Origin of the sequence: Haladaptatus sp., from assembly GCF_049589095.1 — an archaeon.
In the GTDB taxonomy this organism is placed as follows: Archaea; Halobacteriota; Halobacteria; order Halobacteriales; family Haladaptataceae; genus Haladaptatus.
Window position 1 is genome coordinate 1 of the sequence record NZ_JBAWAC010000071.1, and the last position, 14,770, is coordinate 14,770.

Here is a 14,770-nt window from a genome sequence, read left to right on the forward strand (position 1 = left end):
GTTCCGCCGTCGGTCACCATACCGTCAGTTGGCGGGTTCGGTTCCACGGGCAGGCTCGCGGGATCCCTGAGGTCGTTCGCTCCGTTCCTGAGGTCGGCTAGCGTCGCCCCGCGCCACCGTAGATACATCCGAATCGCGTCCAAATCCACGCCGTTGCGGGTCACCCCGTCCGGTGTTTCCAACAATCGGCCGTGGGCCGTCGGAATCTCGTCCCAGTCCACGACTCGACCGACGAACATCACCGACGAAAGCCGTCCGGTCGCGAAATTGCTTACGAACAGCGCGGCGGGATACAGCGCCCCGAGCAACACCGTATTCGTCAGGATCGTCAACGAGAACACGCCGAGGACGGTTCCCTGTACGGGATACGTTTGACTGCCGAGGTAGTACGTCGGATAGGACGGAAACAGAGCGGCGACCACGAGAAACGCCTTCATATCCGCGCCGCCGAAGGCTCGGAACCACCAGAAGGCGACGACGAGCGGCGCGACGAACCCGAGACTCACCGCGACGTGAAAGAGGAACAGTTTTCGTTGAAATGGCGACGAACCCATCGCGGTCACCCCGTCCCAGACGAGCAACACGACGGCGAGCGCTGCGAGCGGATACCACGTCTCGTTGGGCACCCGCCGCGTCTTCACGTCACGCCACGCGGCCCATCCGAAGACGGGGACGGCGAGCAGTCGAAGGAGATCGGGAATCGAAGTATGCACCAAACGGTAGCCCTCGGTGAGATGTTTTAGCTGTTACGGTATATTTGAAGGAAATTGAACGTTTCCCACTAATTTTATTTTGTCTTGGTGTGTTCGAGTTCCCTATGAGTACAGGGGAAGTCGCCCTCGTAAAAATACGGGGCGCTGCTTTCATCCCACCTGCCTGGCTTTCACGTCCGAGCGAGGGCGACGGGATGCTCGAATTCAAAGGCGACGACCGTGAATTCACGCCACACGCCGTCAACACCGGTCGGTGCCGCATCGAACAGGAAGCGGTGGTCGATTTCACAAACGGAACGCTCCTCTCGTTCGCCGACGCCGGACAGTCGGTAGAGCGCATCACCTACCCTGACGGAACCGAAGACCGACGAAGCGGGAAGGCTTCGACGGGCGGAATCTTCTGTACCGACCCGCAGTGGCACGATGATTACGTCGAATTCGACATACACGCGAGCGCGAGCAACCCGCTCCGTGCACACGCCGATCCGGTCGATTATCACCTCGAAGCCGTCGTGTGGAACGACGGAGCCGTATACGTTCACGGGCATCACGACGGCTTCCCGTGTTTCGAGTTCTACGTGCAGACCGACTTCGGCGAGTTCCGACCGCTATATCGCCACGACTATCGGGAGACGGGCGATGAACCCCTCGCGCTGGCTGGACCGATGGAGTACGAGTTCGAGCGCAGTCTCTGAGACGCGTCGCTCTCGAATATTGCCTAAAAAACCCCCTCCCGAATTCCGTTCGTTTATATGACGCGGTTCTGCAGGTAGTCGAGGTGCTTTGCGTTGTAAACGATCCTGACCTCGTCCGTCGCCGGGCTACCGATGCAGGTCAGGCGAACGTTCTTGTCTTCGACTTCCTCGTCGCTGAGGATCTGCTGCATGTCCATGTCGATTTCGCCCTCTTTGATGATGGCTGCGCAGTTCGCACAGGCACCGGCGCGGCACGAGAAGGGCCAGTCGTAGCCCTGTGCCTCGGCGGATTCGAGGATGTATTCGCCCTGGTTGACTTCGAGGGAGCCGAAGTCTTCTTCGTCGAAGCCAGCGTCGGCGGCCTTTTCGAACAGGTCGTCATCGTTAATATCCCAGCCCTGGTCGTCCAGCACTTCGTAATTGAGGTATTCTACGGTAGGCATCACTCGGGGTTTGGTCGGCGGTATGGTTAGTAGTTGTTGTTTCGTCTGCTTGTGGTGATAAATCAGGAACGATTCGTTCAACTCCCGAACCCCCTACAATCAGCTCGGCGAAAGGGGAACGAGAACGAACAGGAGATACGACGCGACGGCCGAGATGGACGGCGTCAAAATCCAGAGGACGATGACGCGGCCGGTCGTCGATGGATCGAACAAGTCCCGCGCCTTCAACGTCTCCGGCTCCTCTTCGCCTATCTTCGCCACTTCCTTCTGTTCTTCGGGAAGCACGTTGACCGTCATCTCCTTGCGTTTCTCCCCGTCGTCGCCCCGCACTGCGGCGGTAGCCGCATCGGAGATTCGCACCGTCCGCGTCGCTCGTCCCCAGCCGAGCCCGACGATACACATCGTGGCACTCACTGCGAGGCTGGCGGGAATACCGATCACCGAGAGGAACGTGATGAGACTCGCGCTGACGACTTCGACGATTAGTGCCGCCAATAGGGGCAGGTCGGTTAGGTCGTTTCCAACCGTATCGAGCGTTCTCCGGGCAATCGTGAACGCACCGATCGCGATCGCGACACCCGCGAGTAGGACGCCTTGACTTCCGGTGATGTCGCCGCTTCCGACGAGCGGTGCGACCGCGTTGGCGACGTTCGATGCGCCCGCCGAGAACGCCATGTAACAGCCGATCCCCACGACGAGGAACGTCACCATGACCTCCTTCGTCGTCGCGTTCGAGGAGACCGTCGGATACGGTACCGAGCCGACTCGGTTGAACTCGAACAACGGCTCCTCCGACTGTTCGAGTTTGAACCACACGTCGAGGTACGGATACAGATAGCGACCGATGACGGCACAGATCCAGAAGGCCGTAATCGGCGCGAGAAGCCACGCTGAGACGATTCGGAACATGATTCCTTGGTTGAGAGTCCCGGTCGCCGCCCCGAGCCCTGCGATCGCCCCGACGGCCGTCATCGAGGTGGACGCGGGAACGCCGAAGAGGTTCGAGATAAGGAGGGCCAACCCGACGAAGAAGAGGACGCCGACGCTGGCGACGAGCGTGAACTGCGAACTCGGAACGATCTCCCCACCCATCGTTTTGATAACGTTTCGTCCGACTGTCCATCCACCGAGGACCGCGAACGCCGTCATCAACGTGGCTGCACCGAGCTTCGAGACGGTCTTGCTTCCCACCGCAGGGCCGAACGCCACACCGGTCGAAGAACCACCGATATTAAATCCAACAAACGCCGCGACGGCAAGACCGACGAGTAGCAGAATTTCGACCATACTCTTACATTCATTCCTACGTCTTAAACGGTACCGACTCGGTTGGGTTTAGGGGCCACCCCACCTAAAGCAGAGTATGTTCCCGACGTTCGAAGTCATCCCTGCCGTCGATATGCAGGATGGAGAAGTGGTACAACTCGTTCAGGGCGAAAAAGGCACGGAAACGACCTACGGCGACCCCGTGGACGCCGCACAGAAATGGGTCGAAGGCGGTGCGGAAACGCTCCACCTCGTTGATTTGGACGGCGCGTTCGAAGGTGAGCGCAAGAACGCTACCGCGGTCGATGCGATTTTGGACGCCGTCGATGTCGAGGTACAACTCGGCGGTGGTATTCGAAGGGCAACCGACGCGATCGATCTCCTCTCGCGCGGCGTGGATCGCGTCATTCTCGGTACCGCCGCCATCGAAAACCCGGATATCGTCTCGGAGATCAGCGAGTCGTACCCTGGTTCCGTGATGGTGAGCCTCGACGCGAAGGACGGCGAAGTCCTCGTCTCCGGGTGGACGGAATCGACAGGACTCGACCCGGCGGAGGCGGCGACTCGGTACGAAGAACTCGGCGCTGGTGCGATTCTGTTTACCGATGTCGATGTCGAAGGACAAATGGAGGGCGTCCAGACCGACCCCGTTCGGCAGGTCGCCGAAGCGGTCGAGATTCCAGTCGTCGCAAGCGGTGGGGTCGCGTCCGTGGACGACGTTCGAACGCTTCGGGATGTGGGAGCGAGCGCTGTCGTCGTCGGGAGCGCCCTCTATCGAGGAAAGTTCTCACTATCGGACGCGAAGCGTGCGCTCGACTAACGAATACCGTCGAGTCTAACGGGTTTCTCCAGCAAGTCCTTTGAGCACGTCGGGTGCGTCCCCGAGGCGCGGCTCCGCAAGCCCGTAGGCACCGAGGGTAGCCATCGGTGCGCCGAGGGCCAGGCCGGGCACCGTTCCACAGAGGAGGATGCCGACGGCGACCAACAGGACGCTGAGCATATCTCGCTTTAGCACAAACAATCATTCGAGCGCGGGGTAAATATATTTGCGTCAGACATATGTCTGTCTTCCCGAGTGGTTTCGCTGATTTACCACGAGCGGAATTCCCTTGTAGCCACGGCCAAATCACATAGGTATGAGCGACAGAACCGCTGCCGTGACCCGTGAGACGGCGGAAACGACCATCGAAATCACGCTCGACGTGGACGGCGACGGCGACTCCACCGTCGAGACGGGAATCGGCTTCTTCGACCACATGCTCGATAGCTTCGCCCGTCACGGCCTGTTCGACCTGACGGTTCGCGCCGACGGCGACCTCCACATCGACGATCACCACACCGTCGAGGACGTGGCCATCACCCTCGGCGAGGCGTTCGACGAGGCGCTCGGCGACCGGCGAGCGATTCGGCGCTTCGCCGACCGGAAGGTCCCACTGGACGAGGCCGTCGGCGACATCGTCGTGGACGTGAGCGGCCGTCCCCTCTTCCGATTCGACGGCGAGTTCTCACAGGAGCGCGTCGGCGACATGACCAGCCACATGGCGAAACACTTCCTCCGCTCGCTGGCGATGAATGCCGGGCTAACGCTCCATGCGGGCGTCTATGGCGAGAACGCCCACCACGAGATCGAGGCCCTGTTCAAGGCCACCGCGCGGGCGCTGGACGACGCGACACAGATCGACGACCGACGGAGCGACGTGGCGAGTACGAAGGAGAGTCTGTAGCTACGGGGACACTCGCCGAAACACGCCCGGATAGTTCACCACTACCCCGTCGGAATCGACGGGTAGGTCGGCGGTAAATCCGCTTTTCAAACTCTCGTAGCGAAACATTCCACCTGACGAACCGAGCGGCTCCAAACTGGTGTATCGCTGTTCGACCGGCGTCGCCGTCATCGATGGCACGTCGAGATAGACGACGGGAATCGTCTCGGACTCGCCGGAACCCAACCCGAGTCGGCGAATGGGAACCGTGTTGGTGAACGGCGTCGCCGAGATATCCACGTCACGGCATCCTGCGAGCTCCGGTGCCCGAGTGCCGTCCTTCGTCCAGTTTCCGTCCCCGTCGTGTTCCAGTTCGATTCCCGACCCTGTCCCGAGTGGATCGGTTTCGATCCGTCGAACCGCTCCCGACCCGTCACACTCCACACGATACCGTATCCGAAACGGTTTCTCGTCCCTGATTCCGACGACGACACCGTCAGCATTGATGTCGTCGAACTCGACGGTGAGGTGTTCCGTACTGACCCCGTCTTCTGCCTCCCAAACCACGTTCCGTTGCATAGTTTTCGGTCGAAGTGTGATTCGATAAACACTCGCTTCCGACCCCAACAGGACTAAATCGTCGGGCACGTCTATCCGACAAGGATGTTCGACAGAATCATGCAGAAGTTCGAGGGCAGTCCGAGCCAGCAACAGGTCATTCGGCTTCTCCTCGAACGCGGGTTCTCGGTCAGCGACGAGGGACGGGTGGTCTCGGGCAGTATCGAGATTCCGAACACGCAGATCGCGCGCGAAATCGGGGTGGACCGTCGCGTCGTCGATTCGACAACAGACGCGATTCTCAAGGACGAGGAACTGCGTCGTATCTTCCAGAACATCTCCTCGATTCCGAGCCTGATGGATTTGGCCCCCGTACTCGACCTATCGGTGTTGACCATCGACGTGCGGAACGCCGACGAACCGGGCATAGTGGCGACCGTCACCTCCCTGCTGGCGGATAACGACATCTCCATCCGCCAGACTATCAGCGAGGACCCGGAGTTCACCGACGACCCGCGTCTCTACCTCGTCACGGACGAGGACGTGCCGGGGAACGTGCTCAACCAACTGAAGAACTTGGAGTTCGTGCATCAGATCCAACTGAGCTGAGACGTTCCGGACACTGGAACACCGCGAACGGAAATCTGTTCGATGGGGAGATAGAAATAGGATCGGCGTAAAATCGACAGCATGAATCGACCGGACGAAGGCACGGAAAACGAGTGGAACACGACCGATTACGACGAGGGTCACTCCTTTGTCTTCGAGTACGGCGAGGGCGTCGTTGATCTCCTCGAACCGAAGACCGGCGAGCGCGTCCTCGACCTCGGATGCGGAACCGGCCATCTGGCCGACCGAATCGCCAGTTCCGGGGCGGACGTCGTCGGTCTCGATTCCTCCGCGGAGATGATATCGGAGGCACGCGAGAGCTATCCGGAGTGCCGGTTCGTCCACGGAGATGCACGCGATTTCTCGTTCTCGGAGCCGTTCGACGCCGTGTTCTCGAACGCGGCGCTCCACTGGGTCCCCGAACAGGACGCCGTCCTCGACTCCATCACCGACGCGCTCCGACCTGACGGTCGGTTCGTCGCCGAACTGGGTGGAGCCGGGAACGTCGCTACCATCCTCGATGCAGTACGGGACGTCGCGACTGACCGTGGCTACGATATCGAGAATCCGTGGTACTTCCCGAGCGTCGGCGAATACACCACGAAACTCGAAGCACACGGCTTCGAGGTTCGCTATGCGACCCTGTTCGACCGTCCAACGGAACTCGACGGCGGTCCGGATGGACTGTCGTCGTGGCTTGGGATGTTCGGTGACGGGCTCTTGGCCCCGGTTCCGGACGACGAACAGCGCGCGGTCGTTTCCGCCGTGGAGGACCGTCTCCGCGATGACTTGTTCGAGGACGGGACGTGGACCGCGGATTATCGTCGACTTCGTGTCGTCGCCGTCAATAAACCCAAGTGAGCACCGTGTGCATGCGAGCCGAAATCGTCCCCTCCACAACGAAATCCACGCCTTTTCGGTGTCCCCCACCGAACCGGTGACCGATGGCTGGTACGACGTATCGGACCGTGGCGAGTCGAGGGGAGTCGGCGTTCGAAGTCCGTGGCTCGGAATTTATCGGCTACGTGGCACCCGTGGACAGCGTCGAATCGGCCGAATCGTTCATCGAGGAAATCGGGGAACTACACGCCGACGCGACCCACAACGTGCCAGCGTACCGCGTTCAAGGTGGGAACGATTCCGGCAACGGATCGGACGACATCGGCGGGTTCGTTCGGGAATGGTCGAGCGACGACGGCGAGCCGACCAGCAGTGCGGGGAAACCTGCCTTGAACGTCCTCCACCAACGCGATATCGAGAACGTGGTCGCCGTCGTCACGCGCTACTACGGCGGGACGAACCTCGGCGTCGGCGGCCTCGTTCGGGCCTACTCCCGCGCCGTCAAGGAAGCGGTGGACGATGCCGGAGTCGTCGAGGAACGCCCGCACCGCCGTCTCGATATCTCGGTCGAGTACGACGACTCGGGTACCGTCCGCGGTATTTTGGAGAGCGAAGGCGTCGAATTCGACGCCGAGTACGACGAGTCCGTCGGGTTTTCCGTTCGAGTTCCCGTCGAGGAAAGTGACGCGCTGTGTGACCGACTGCAAAGCGCAACGAGCGGTCGGGCCGACATTCGACTCGACACCTGATCGTCATCCGACTTTCGATCAGAAAACCGCGTTGGCCGCGCTGAACGCACCGTAACCCACGCCGAGCGCGAGCGCGAGCGAGAGCACCCACGCGAGGACGGTGTATACCATCTTCTTTCCGCTCACGCCGCCACCGCTCGCGGCGAAGCCGCTGCCGATGATCGTGCTGACGATGATTTCGTTGAACGAGACGGGAATGCCGAAGAAGACGGCACTCTGTGCGATGGCGAACGCCGGAATGAGTGCGGCTATCGACCGCCGCGGCCCAAGCGCCGAGTAGTCCTGTGCGAGCGCCTTTATCATCCGGGGCGCGCCCGTCCACGATCCGGCGAGCAGGCCGAGTCCGCCGCCGACGAGCACCGGAACCAGTGGAATCGAGTACGGGTCCAACAGCGGGAGCAGCGGCCCGATGGCGAGACCGACCTGACTCCCACCTGCGGAGAACGCTACGAGACCCCCAAGCGCGAGCAGGAACCGACGCTGTCCGCGGTTCAGGTCCGAATCTAGTTCGTGTCGGAGTGCGAGGGTGACCAGTCCGCCGAGGACGAGCGACGAGAGGACGATGCCGACATCAACGCCACCGACGGTCGGAAGCTGGAGATGCATGCTGACCGCTTGGGCGATCGAGTCGCTTTCGCCCGGCGGGCCGAGGAAGACGAACCCGACGTTGGCGATGATGAGGCCGACGACCCCTCCTAAAAGCGGAATCGAAACCGTCTCCGAGACGTCCTCACGTCGGAGCACGCGAGCGGTCGCGTAGGCGATTCCCCCGCCGACGAACGGCGTGAGTATCCAGAGGGAAACTATCTGTTGGTACTTCGGCCACGCTGGGACGCCGCCGAGCGCCAACCCGACGCCGACGATTGCGCCAGTGACGGTGAACGCGGTGGCGATCGGATAGCCGGTGAACACGCCGATTGCGACCAGAATTGCCGCCGTCAGCAGTCCCGTCGTCGCGGCGAGCGGCGACAGCTGTACGCCGTGAATCAGTTGCCTCCCAACCGCTTGGGAGACGTTTGCGCCTTGTAGCGCCGCCCCCAGAAACCCGAGAATGCCGACGAGAAATCCCGCACGCATTACGGAGAGGGCGTTCGCACCGACTGCCGGGGCGAACGGGGTCGAGCCGCTCGACCCCGCTCCGATGGCCCACGCCATGAATAGACTCGCGACCCCGGCGATAACGACCGTCAGCAACCCTCCAGCCATATCTATCCGATATAGCGTCTCGCGTCAATAGTGTACCGACTGATATCGGTTCCCGACACCGTGTTTTCAGCGACCATCCGACCCCCGCCCTGATACTTCGACACTTTCGATGAGCCGTGATTGCAACGCGGCGTTTATCGGAATCAGAAGCACCCACAGGAAGATCGCCACCGTCGAATCGAACGCGGCGACGAGTATCGAGGCGACGAATACCAGCGGCGAGGCGAGAAACCGTGCCGCCTGAATCCTGACGGTACGTGAGGTGATTCCCTCTTCGATGAGTTCGCTCCGGGAAGCGTACAGCCAGAGGGCAGCGAGGCTGAACCCAGTGAGCGCCAGCACACCGGCGAGAAATATCACACCGAAGCGTCCCGGATAGGTGCTGAACATGCTGGTCGCGTACGGGACGAACGCGACCATGAGTAAAAAGAGGAGGTTGAGCCACACGATTTCCTTCGTGTGCCGCTCGACGTGGACGAAAACGCGTCGGTGGAGTACCCAGTAGAGGCCGATGACCGAGAAACTCAACACGAACCCGAAGAACTCGCTCCACTGTTCGAGGACGAGGGTCGGAAGCTCCGATTCCGAAGCGCCAGCCGGGATGACCGGTACCGTGATCTCCAACACTAGTAGGGTGATGGCGATGGCGATAACCCCGTCACTGAGCGCGAGGAGCCGATCGGTCTCGTCCGACTCCCGCCGAAATGGAAGTGACATATCACGTCCTACGTCATCGATCAACAATCGCATTGTGCCCATTCCTGCCAGTTCGAGCACGACCCTCGATATCGAGAAAAGTCCGGTTCGATCAGGTTCTGTCGGCCCGTGGCCCGCCGCTTCGTTTCGGTGCTTCGACGCCTTCCGCCGCTTCGACCGTCTCGGTTTGTTTTTCGGTTTCGACGTGCCAACGGTCGATCTCGTCCTCGTACGCCGTGAGCGAATCGGATACCTCGTTCTTCAGGTGGTCGTCGTTGACGTTCACCTCGAAGATGAATCCTTCCTCGCCGTCCTCCATCCGACTCGTCTGCTGGATGTTCGCGCTGACGAGTTCGTTGTCGAAGTAGTACGGCGCGAGTTGCGTCATCACCTTCTGATACACCGTGTCCTCGACCTTCCGGATGGCTTTTCGGCTTGCGGAGTCGGCGGCACGCGCCACGTAGTTCACCGAGTCCTGCCATCGGTCGACGGCACCTTCGGTGTCGTCTTTTTCCAGTTTCTCGTACGATTCGGTCAGTTTTTCACCCGCTGTTCGGAGATCGTCGTCAGGGGATTCACCCGCTTGTTCGCCCTTGCCCTCGCTGACGTGTGCTTGTTCCGCCGTCTTCTCGGCGACGTCCTCGCCGAGTCGCTCGTGCGACTTGGGTCGCCACTCGTCCCATTCTCGGAATGCCTCACCCGACACGTCCGCCTCACGAAGGGCTTGCGTGATCCGCTCCCCGTGCTCGACGATGTCTCCCCAGCTACCTCGGAGTTTGAAGCCAGAGATGCTCTCTTCCATTCGATTACTCGCTCGTATGTCCTACAGGGTATTATCTTTTACCGCCAATTCGCGTGAGAAGGCCTCTCACGCACGATTCTTCGAGTTTCACAGTTTGTTCCGGTTAGATTATTCGCCTCGAAAATTCCCGTACGTTACTCGCTCGGCGTACGTATTCAGTCGATCTTTCGCGCGTCCGAGCAGTTCGACGTGGCGGCTCACCGCCCGCATCTCGTCCTCGTCTACCTCGATTCGTTCGTCCCCGTAGATGTCGCGCGCCTCGCCATCTTCGGTCGCGTCGATGACGGTCGAGAGACCGCACCGACCACACGCTTCCGTCCGTTTACCACCCATAGTTCGCCGTACGGACGCGACTGTGTTATGTGTTACCCTATTGGTCCCGTTTCCGTCCGTTTTCCCCGTCGTCCTTCCGAAGGACGGCTTTGTAGTAGCCATCTCCCGGACGGACCTCGGCGACGTGCCACGGCGTTCCGACGGTCACGTCCCGGAGTCTGTCGGGTGAGAAGAGGACGAAGTGAAGGCTCCGTCCGACTTCTCGCTCTCCGTCTCGTTCGTATTCGAAGTGGAACGCCCGATGGGCGATACCCCGTCGCGGGTCGGGTCGGTAGCCGAAGATATCGTCCGGTCCGCAGTTCGTCGGATCGTAGTTGTCAACGACGGCGACACCGTCCTCCTCGGTAATCCGGGCGATGTCGGAGAGAAATTGTCGTGCACCGGCGAGTGACCCCGTGAGACCGAGTTGTGTCCCGTTGAGGAGCACGGAGCGGAAGCGATTCGGCGGAAACGCCAACTCGAACATGTCCATCACGCGGGCGTCTTCGACGCCGCGTTCGCGGGTCGCTTCGACGGCGGCCGGACTGACGTCGATGGCGACGACTTCCCCCCTTTCTTGGAGAAATTCGGCGTGCTGTCCCGAGCCACAGCCGATATCGACGACCGGACACGGGAGCGAACCGAGCAGGTCCTTCCAGCTATCGCTCCACTCCTCCCGCGGTCTGAAGTAGTTCTCGTAGACGTGCCCGTCCCACGTTTCCGCGCCGTCCCTGTACAGACAGTCGCCGCGCAGTCCGCCGCGTTCGTAATCCAGTATCGCTCGACCGAGTGGGTCCGAATCCATCACAGCATGTCACAGACTACCATTTGTAATAAAATCATGATGAGTGATGGTACCGACCAGCAACCCAACAACGGATATTTATCGCTCCCTCGCAATCGATCGAGTATGGATGGCGGTATCGAATCTCACGATTCGGACGGTTCGGCGACGGTTCCAGATTGGGACGACGAGTACGTAGACCGGGTCAGCGACAGGCTGTTCGTCAATTACGACCTCGAAAAAGCCTACTCGGTCCGTGGCGAGCGGTTCACGCTCTACGGACGGCTGTTGATCGAGACCCAGAAACAGTTTCTCCACCGCTCCATCAACTACGCCAACCACAGCGCCGAGGAACACCTGTTCGTCCGCCGTGCGGAGTCGGTTCGTGTGCGCGACCTCGAATCCATCGTGGACTTCGGTCACGAACTAGCCGACGAGTGGATCGACCCCGACGAGGAACACTTCGGAACGAACTTCACCTTCGTCGTGATCGCCCCCGAAATCCCGGACGACGTGGACGATTTCGTCGCCGACTTCAGCGACCGAACGCTCCTGAAATACGGCCTGCACGGCCAGTACGAGATCAACCTCGCCGTCGTCGCCCCAGACCACGAAACCCTCGTCGCCAGCAAGAACGCGGACGTCGGCAAAGCGTTCGCTCTCTGGCAACCGTTGGTCCCAGAAAAATCCGGACTGCTTGATAGACTCGTCGGGCGATTCAAACCGTAGTCGTTCGGTTAGTCGTCGGACTCACCCCCGTCCGTGACTGGTGCACCGCCGGGTTCGCTGCCCACGGAGGTGATATTCTGGTACCCGATCTTGACCAGCGAGAGCGCGAGTCCGACGAGGACGAGCGCGATGACCGTCTGAACTCCCGCCGAGAGTGCGCTCCCGAGCGACATGCTGCTGCCTTGGACGAACTTCAGCCAGATGTTCTGATACAGCGCGAGATACAGCAACCCGAGGATGGTAACGAACGTCATCAGTGCCATCGGGACGCCCGTGCTGAGAAGCTGTTTGCTCCGGTCCCAGTTGGCGAGCCAGACCGTTGCGGTCAGCAGTGCCAGCGCCGCGAGCAACTGGTTTGCGCCGCCGAACAGCGGCCAGAGGTCCGACCACGTTCCGGACGCGACGAGCGCGTACGCGATGACGCACTGCAGTCCGGCGTTGAAGTATCGGTTCGAAGCGACGCTTTCGACCTCCGTTTCCGGCGTGCCGACGATCTCCTCGAACATGTACCGACCGAGGCGAAGCGCCGTGTCGGTCGAAGTGAGCAGGAAGCTCACCATGACGAGCGCCATGAACGGCGCACCGAAGCTGGGGTCGATGCCGAACGTCGTGAGCATGATACCGCCACCGGTCGCGAAGTTGGGGAGTGCCTGTCCGACACCGCCACCCTCGACGACCTTTCCGACGAGCGCGACCGACGCGAGTGCGAGCGTTGCGAGGAGCCCTTCACCAAGCATGCCGCCGTATCCGATGACCCGCGCGTCCGATTCCTTGTTCAGCTGTTTCGAGGTCGTTCCGGACGATACGAGCGAGTGGAACCCGCTGATGGTCCCGCACGCGATGGTGATGAACAGCAGCGGGAACAGCGGCTGGTCGGTCACGCCCCAGAAGCCGTTGTATCCCGAAATGTTGACCGTGAGCGGTTGGGTCGGCGTGATGGCTCCGATGTCGAGCCAACCGCCAATCGTTCCGACGATGACTGCCAACAGCGCCCCGCCGACGCCCGCGTACAACAGGAACGACGACAGGTAATCACGCGGTTGCAGGAGCGTCCACACCGGTAGGACGCTTGCGATGAACGCGTACACGAGGATTATCGGTACCCACGTCGTGGCCGAAAGTTCGAGCGGGTACTGCTGTCCGACGAAAACGCTGGCGAACACCCCGATCACGAAAATCACCGTTCCCGGCCCGAACGGCAGGTTCAGTTGGTACAGGTAAACTCCGAACACGACCGCCAACGCGATGTACAGTATGCTCGCCGTCGCGGCGCTGGGGTATTTCTCGAAGACGACGCCGACGACGTACGCGAACACAGCGACGACGAGAATGATGGTCAGGAACGCGAACCACAGCAACATGTTCTTGCCGCGCTCGCCGACGTACTCACCGATGATGTGCCCGATGGACTTCCCCTCGTGACGGAGACTGCTCGACAACGAGATGAAGTCGTGGGTCGCGCCGAGCAGCGGATTACCGATGGCAATCCACAGCAGCGCCGGAATCCATCCCCAAATTACTCCTGCCGTAATCGGGCCGACGATTGGTGCACCTCCTGCAATACTGGAATAGTGATGTCCCAACAGGACGGGCTTTTTCGCGGGAACGTACTCCTGCCCGTCCTCGTACTTATGCGCCGGCGTCTCGTTGCTGTCGTCCAATTCTACGAACTGTGCGAGATATCGTGAATACGTCAGATATCCTATGCTGAAAAGTACCAGTACGCCGAGTACCAGCCATATGATTGCAATCGCCATGGTATTTTGCCTCATGGCAAGTAGAATGATGATGAACAATAAGTGTTCCTCCTGCCGTCTGCGGCGTTGGACGGCCAAAAACGTCGTTTCTCGAACAACCCGTACTTGTTTTTAACAGATTCGTGACTGATTACTCCGCGACCGTCGGCTCGACGTCGACCGCCAACTCGTCCGCAACGTCACTCAGCAGGCTTCCTTTCACTTCTGATACTCTCGATTCGATGACTGCGGCGACCGGTTCGTCGAACGATTCGCGGATGTGGTCGATCCTGTCGCGTTCGGTTCGACAGCGGTCACGGAGATACGTCGCCCCGCGTCCGGTTTCGTCGTCGTCGGGTTCCGGCGTCACCTTGTTGATGACGAGTCCCGACACGGGCAGTCCCGATTCGGTGAGTTCCTCGACCGCTCTCCCGGTCTCACGGATCGACAACTCGTCAGGATTGAGTACGAGGAAGAACGACGCGTCGTCGCGCAACACGTCACCCGCGAACTCGAACAACTCCTTTCGCTTCTGTAACCGAGCGATGATCGGGTCCCCGTCCGCCACTCGCCGCGGTTCCCTGTCGCCGATTGCGGCCTTCTCGAACAGGTCGATACTCTGTCGGCGTTTGTGAAGCAGGCGGTCGATCCAACCTTCGAGGAACTCGGGGAGCGAGAGGAGTCGGAGCGTCCCGCCGGTCGGCGAGGTATCGAAGACGACGCGGTCGTACTCCTCCGAACTCTGCATCACGTCGATGAATCGGTCGAACAGCGCCGACTCGTGTGCGCCCGGCGTCTGGTGTGCCATCTCGACCTGTCGGTCGATGGCGTTCACCAACCCCGCGCTGACGTGGTCACCCAAGGAACGTTTTATCTCCATCAAGTGGTTTTGGACCTCCTCCTCGGGGTCGATTTCCATCGCCCAGAGG

19 protein-coding genes are annotated in these 14,770 nt (G+C 60.7%); 7 read left to right on the forward strand and 12 right to left on the reverse strand.

The features are described 5' to 3' along the window. A partial coding sequence (locus WBV42_RS02500) for a prepilin peptidase (protein WP_423984634.1) occupies nucleotides 1–713 on the reverse strand: 713 nt, incomplete at its 3' end. 104 nt (nucleotides 714–817) lie between these two features. Between WBV42_RS02500 and WBV42_RS02505 the strand changes: the two genes are divergently transcribed. After that, on the forward strand, nucleotides 818–1,408 hold the full coding sequence (locus WBV42_RS02505) for a DUF3238 domain-containing protein (protein WP_423984635.1): 591 nt from the start codon (nucleotides 818–820) through the stop codon (nucleotides 1,406–1,408). Nucleotides 1,409–1,461: 53 nt separating this feature from the next. Here WBV42_RS02505 and fer read toward each other — a convergent pair whose 3' ends face one another. Next, nucleotides 1,462–1,851 carry a ferredoxin Fer gene (gene fer / locus WBV42_RS02510; protein ID WP_423984636.1) on the reverse strand — a complete coding sequence of 130 codons (390 nt, stop codon included), beginning with the start codon at nucleotides 1,849–1,851 and terminating at the stop codon, nucleotides 1,462–1,464. Between the two features lie 99 nt (nucleotides 1,852–1,950). Beyond that, the gene (locus WBV42_RS02515; RefSeq protein WP_423984637.1) at nucleotides 1,951–3,138 is read right to left on the reverse strand and encodes an anion permease; all 1,188 of its coding nucleotides are present in this window, start codon (nucleotides 3,136–3,138) and stop codon (nucleotides 1,951–1,953) included. A 76-nt stretch (nucleotides 3,139–3,214) separates the two neighbouring features. Between WBV42_RS02515 and hisA the strand changes: the two genes are divergently transcribed. Next, nucleotides 3,215–3,937, forward strand: a complete 723-nt coding sequence (gene hisA / locus WBV42_RS02520) for a 1-(5-phosphoribosyl)-5-[(5-phosphoribosylamino)methylideneamino]imidazole-4-carboxamide isomerase (protein WP_423984638.1) — start codon at nucleotides 3,215–3,217, stop codon at nucleotides 3,935–3,937. A gap of 15 nt (nucleotides 3,938–3,952) precedes the next feature. Here the strand turns inward: hisA and WBV42_RS02525 are convergent, their stop codons facing one another. Continuing rightward, nucleotides 3,953–4,132: a hypothetical protein gene (locus WBV42_RS02525; protein WP_423984639.1), complete on the reverse strand. Its 180-nt coding sequence runs from the start codon at nucleotides 4,130–4,132 to the stop codon at nucleotides 3,953–3,955. Nucleotides 4,133–4,253: 121 nt separating this feature from the next. Between WBV42_RS02525 and hisB the strand changes: the two genes are divergently transcribed. Beyond that, nucleotides 4,254–4,841 (forward strand): imidazoleglycerol-phosphate dehydratase HisB, encoded by a 588-nt coding sequence (hisB, locus tag WBV42_RS02530; RefSeq protein WP_423984640.1) that lies wholly within the window; start codon nucleotides 4,254–4,256, stop codon nucleotides 4,839–4,841. Here the strand turns inward: hisB and WBV42_RS02535 are convergent, their stop codons facing one another. Further along, on the reverse strand, nucleotides 4,842–5,399 hold the full coding sequence (locus WBV42_RS02535; RefSeq protein ID WP_423984641.1) for a putative glycolipid-binding domain-containing protein: 558 nt from the start codon (nucleotides 5,397–5,399) through the stop codon (nucleotides 4,842–4,844). It abuts the gene before it with no gap. An 84-nt stretch (nucleotides 5,400–5,483) separates the two neighbouring features. Here WBV42_RS02535 and WBV42_RS02540 point away from each other — a divergent pair, with 84 nt between their 5' ends. From WBV42_RS02540 to WBV42_RS02550, 3 genes are all read left to right on the forward strand, one after another. Then, a complete protein-coding gene (locus tag WBV42_RS02540) occupies nucleotides 5,484–5,987 on the forward strand; it encodes an ACT domain-containing protein (RefSeq protein WP_423984642.1) in 504 nt (167 codons plus the stop codon). Between the two features lie 81 nt (nucleotides 5,988–6,068). Further along, nucleotides 6,069–6,848 carry a methyltransferase domain-containing protein gene (locus WBV42_RS02545; protein ID WP_423984643.1) on the forward strand — a complete coding sequence of 260 codons (780 nt, stop codon included), beginning with the start codon at nucleotides 6,069–6,071 and terminating at the stop codon, nucleotides 6,846–6,848. A gap of 83 nt (nucleotides 6,849–6,931) precedes the next feature. Beyond that, a complete protein-coding gene (locus WBV42_RS02550) occupies nucleotides 6,932–7,576 on the forward strand; it encodes an IMPACT family protein (protein WP_423984644.1) in 645 nt (214 codons plus the stop codon). 18 nt (nucleotides 7,577–7,594) lie between these two features. Here WBV42_RS02550 and WBV42_RS02555 read toward each other — a convergent pair whose 3' ends face one another. The 5 genes from WBV42_RS02555 to WBV42_RS02575 form a co-directional block, all read right to left on the reverse strand. Then, nucleotides 7,595–8,782: an anion permease gene (locus WBV42_RS02555; protein WP_423984645.1), complete on the reverse strand. Its 1,188-nt coding sequence runs from the start codon at nucleotides 8,780–8,782 to the stop codon at nucleotides 7,595–7,597. 66 nt (nucleotides 8,783–8,848) lie between these two features. Then, nucleotides 8,849–9,499, reverse strand: a complete 651-nt coding sequence (locus WBV42_RS02560) for a TMEM175 family protein (RefSeq protein ID WP_423984646.1) — start codon at nucleotides 9,497–9,499, stop codon at nucleotides 8,849–8,851. Nucleotides 9,500–9,590: 91 nt separating this feature from the next. Next, nucleotides 9,591–10,280 (reverse strand): DUF5828 family protein, encoded by a 690-nt coding sequence (locus WBV42_RS02565; RefSeq protein ID WP_066139674.1) that lies wholly within the window; start codon nucleotides 10,278–10,280, stop codon nucleotides 9,591–9,593. Nucleotides 10,281–10,388: 108 nt separating this feature from the next. Then, nucleotides 10,389–10,613 (reverse strand): hypothetical protein, encoded by a 225-nt coding sequence (locus WBV42_RS02570; protein ID WP_066139671.1) that lies wholly within the window; start codon nucleotides 10,611–10,613, stop codon nucleotides 10,389–10,391. Between the two features lie 37 nt (nucleotides 10,614–10,650). Beyond that, nucleotides 10,651–11,397, reverse strand: a complete 747-nt coding sequence (locus WBV42_RS02575; RefSeq protein WP_423984647.1) for a class I SAM-dependent DNA methyltransferase — start codon at nucleotides 11,395–11,397, stop codon at nucleotides 10,651–10,653. 105 nt (nucleotides 11,398–11,502) lie between these two features. Here WBV42_RS02575 and WBV42_RS02580 point away from each other — a divergent pair, with 105 nt between their 5' ends. Then, nucleotides 11,503–12,105: a hypothetical protein gene (locus WBV42_RS02580; RefSeq protein WP_423984648.1), complete on the forward strand. Its 603-nt coding sequence runs from the start codon at nucleotides 11,503–11,505 to the stop codon at nucleotides 12,103–12,105. A gap of 8 nt (nucleotides 12,106–12,113) precedes the next feature. Here the strand turns inward: WBV42_RS02580 and WBV42_RS02585 are convergent, their stop codons facing one another. Both WBV42_RS02585 and WBV42_RS02590 read right to left on the reverse strand, forming a co-directional pair. After that, nucleotides 12,114–13,862 carry a carbon starvation CstA family protein gene (locus WBV42_RS02585; protein WP_423984649.1) on the reverse strand — a complete coding sequence of 583 codons (1,749 nt, stop codon included), beginning with the start codon at nucleotides 13,860–13,862 and terminating at the stop codon, nucleotides 12,114–12,116. 130 nt (nucleotides 13,863–13,992) lie between these two features. Then, a partial coding sequence (locus tag WBV42_RS02590; protein WP_423984650.1) for an ArsA family ATPase occupies nucleotides 13,993–14,770 on the reverse strand: 778 nt, incomplete at its 5' end.

What these genes read in the sequence shown, in the direction of transcription:
- WBV42_RS02505 (WP_423984635.1), top strand. Translation starts at nt 818, where the DNA reads ATGAGTACAGGGGAAGTCGCCCTCGTAAAAATACGGGGCGCTGCTTTC.
- fer (WP_423984636.1), bottom strand. Translation starts at nt 1,851, where the DNA reads ATGCCTACCGTAGAATACCTCAATTACGAAGTGCTGGACGACCAGGGC.
- WBV42_RS02515 (WP_423984637.1), bottom strand. Translation starts at nt 3,138, where the DNA reads ATGGTCGAAATTCTGCTACTCGTCGGTCTTGCCGTCGCGGCGTTTGTT.
- hisA (WP_423984638.1), top strand. Translation starts at nt 3,215, where the DNA reads ATGTTCCCGACGTTCGAAGTCATCCCTGCCGTCGATATGCAGGATGGA.
- hisB (WP_423984640.1), top strand. Translation starts at nt 4,254, where the DNA reads ATGAGCGACAGAACCGCTGCCGTGACCCGTGAGACGGCGGAAACGACC.
- WBV42_RS02535 (WP_423984641.1), bottom strand. Translation starts at nt 5,399, where the DNA reads ATGCAACGGAACGTGGTTTGGGAGGCAGAAGACGGGGTCAGTACGGAA.
- WBV42_RS02540 (WP_423984642.1), top strand. Translation starts at nt 5,484, where the DNA reads ATGTTCGACAGAATCATGCAGAAGTTCGAGGGCAGTCCGAGCCAGCAA.
- WBV42_RS02545 (WP_423984643.1), top strand. Translation starts at nt 6,069, where the DNA reads ATGAATCGACCGGACGAAGGCACGGAAAACGAGTGGAACACGACCGAT.
- WBV42_RS02550 (WP_423984644.1), top strand. Translation starts at nt 6,932, where the DNA reads ATGGCTGGTACGACGTATCGGACCGTGGCGAGTCGAGGGGAGTCGGCG.
- WBV42_RS02555 (WP_423984645.1), bottom strand. Translation starts at nt 8,782, where the DNA reads ATGGCTGGAGGGTTGCTGACGGTCGTTATCGCCGGGGTCGCGAGTCTA.
- WBV42_RS02560 (WP_423984646.1), bottom strand. Translation starts at nt 9,499, where the DNA reads ATGTCACTTCCATTTCGGCGGGAGTCGGACGAGACCGATCGGCTCCTC.
- WBV42_RS02565 (WP_066139674.1), bottom strand. Translation starts at nt 10,280, where the DNA reads ATGGAAGAGAGCATCTCTGGCTTCAAACTCCGAGGTAGCTGGGGAGAC.
- WBV42_RS02570 (WP_066139671.1), bottom strand. Translation starts at nt 10,613, where the DNA reads ATGGGTGGTAAACGGACGGAAGCGTGTGGTCGGTGCGGTCTCTCGACC.
- WBV42_RS02575 (WP_423984647.1), bottom strand. Translation starts at nt 11,397, where the DNA reads ATGGATTCGGACCCACTCGGTCGAGCGATACTGGATTACGAACGCGGC.
- WBV42_RS02580 (WP_423984648.1), top strand. Translation starts at nt 11,503, where the DNA reads ATGGATGGCGGTATCGAATCTCACGATTCGGACGGTTCGGCGACGGTT.
- WBV42_RS02585 (WP_423984649.1), bottom strand. Translation starts at nt 13,862, where the DNA reads ATGGCGATTGCAATCATATGGCTGGTACTCGGCGTACTGGTACTTTTC.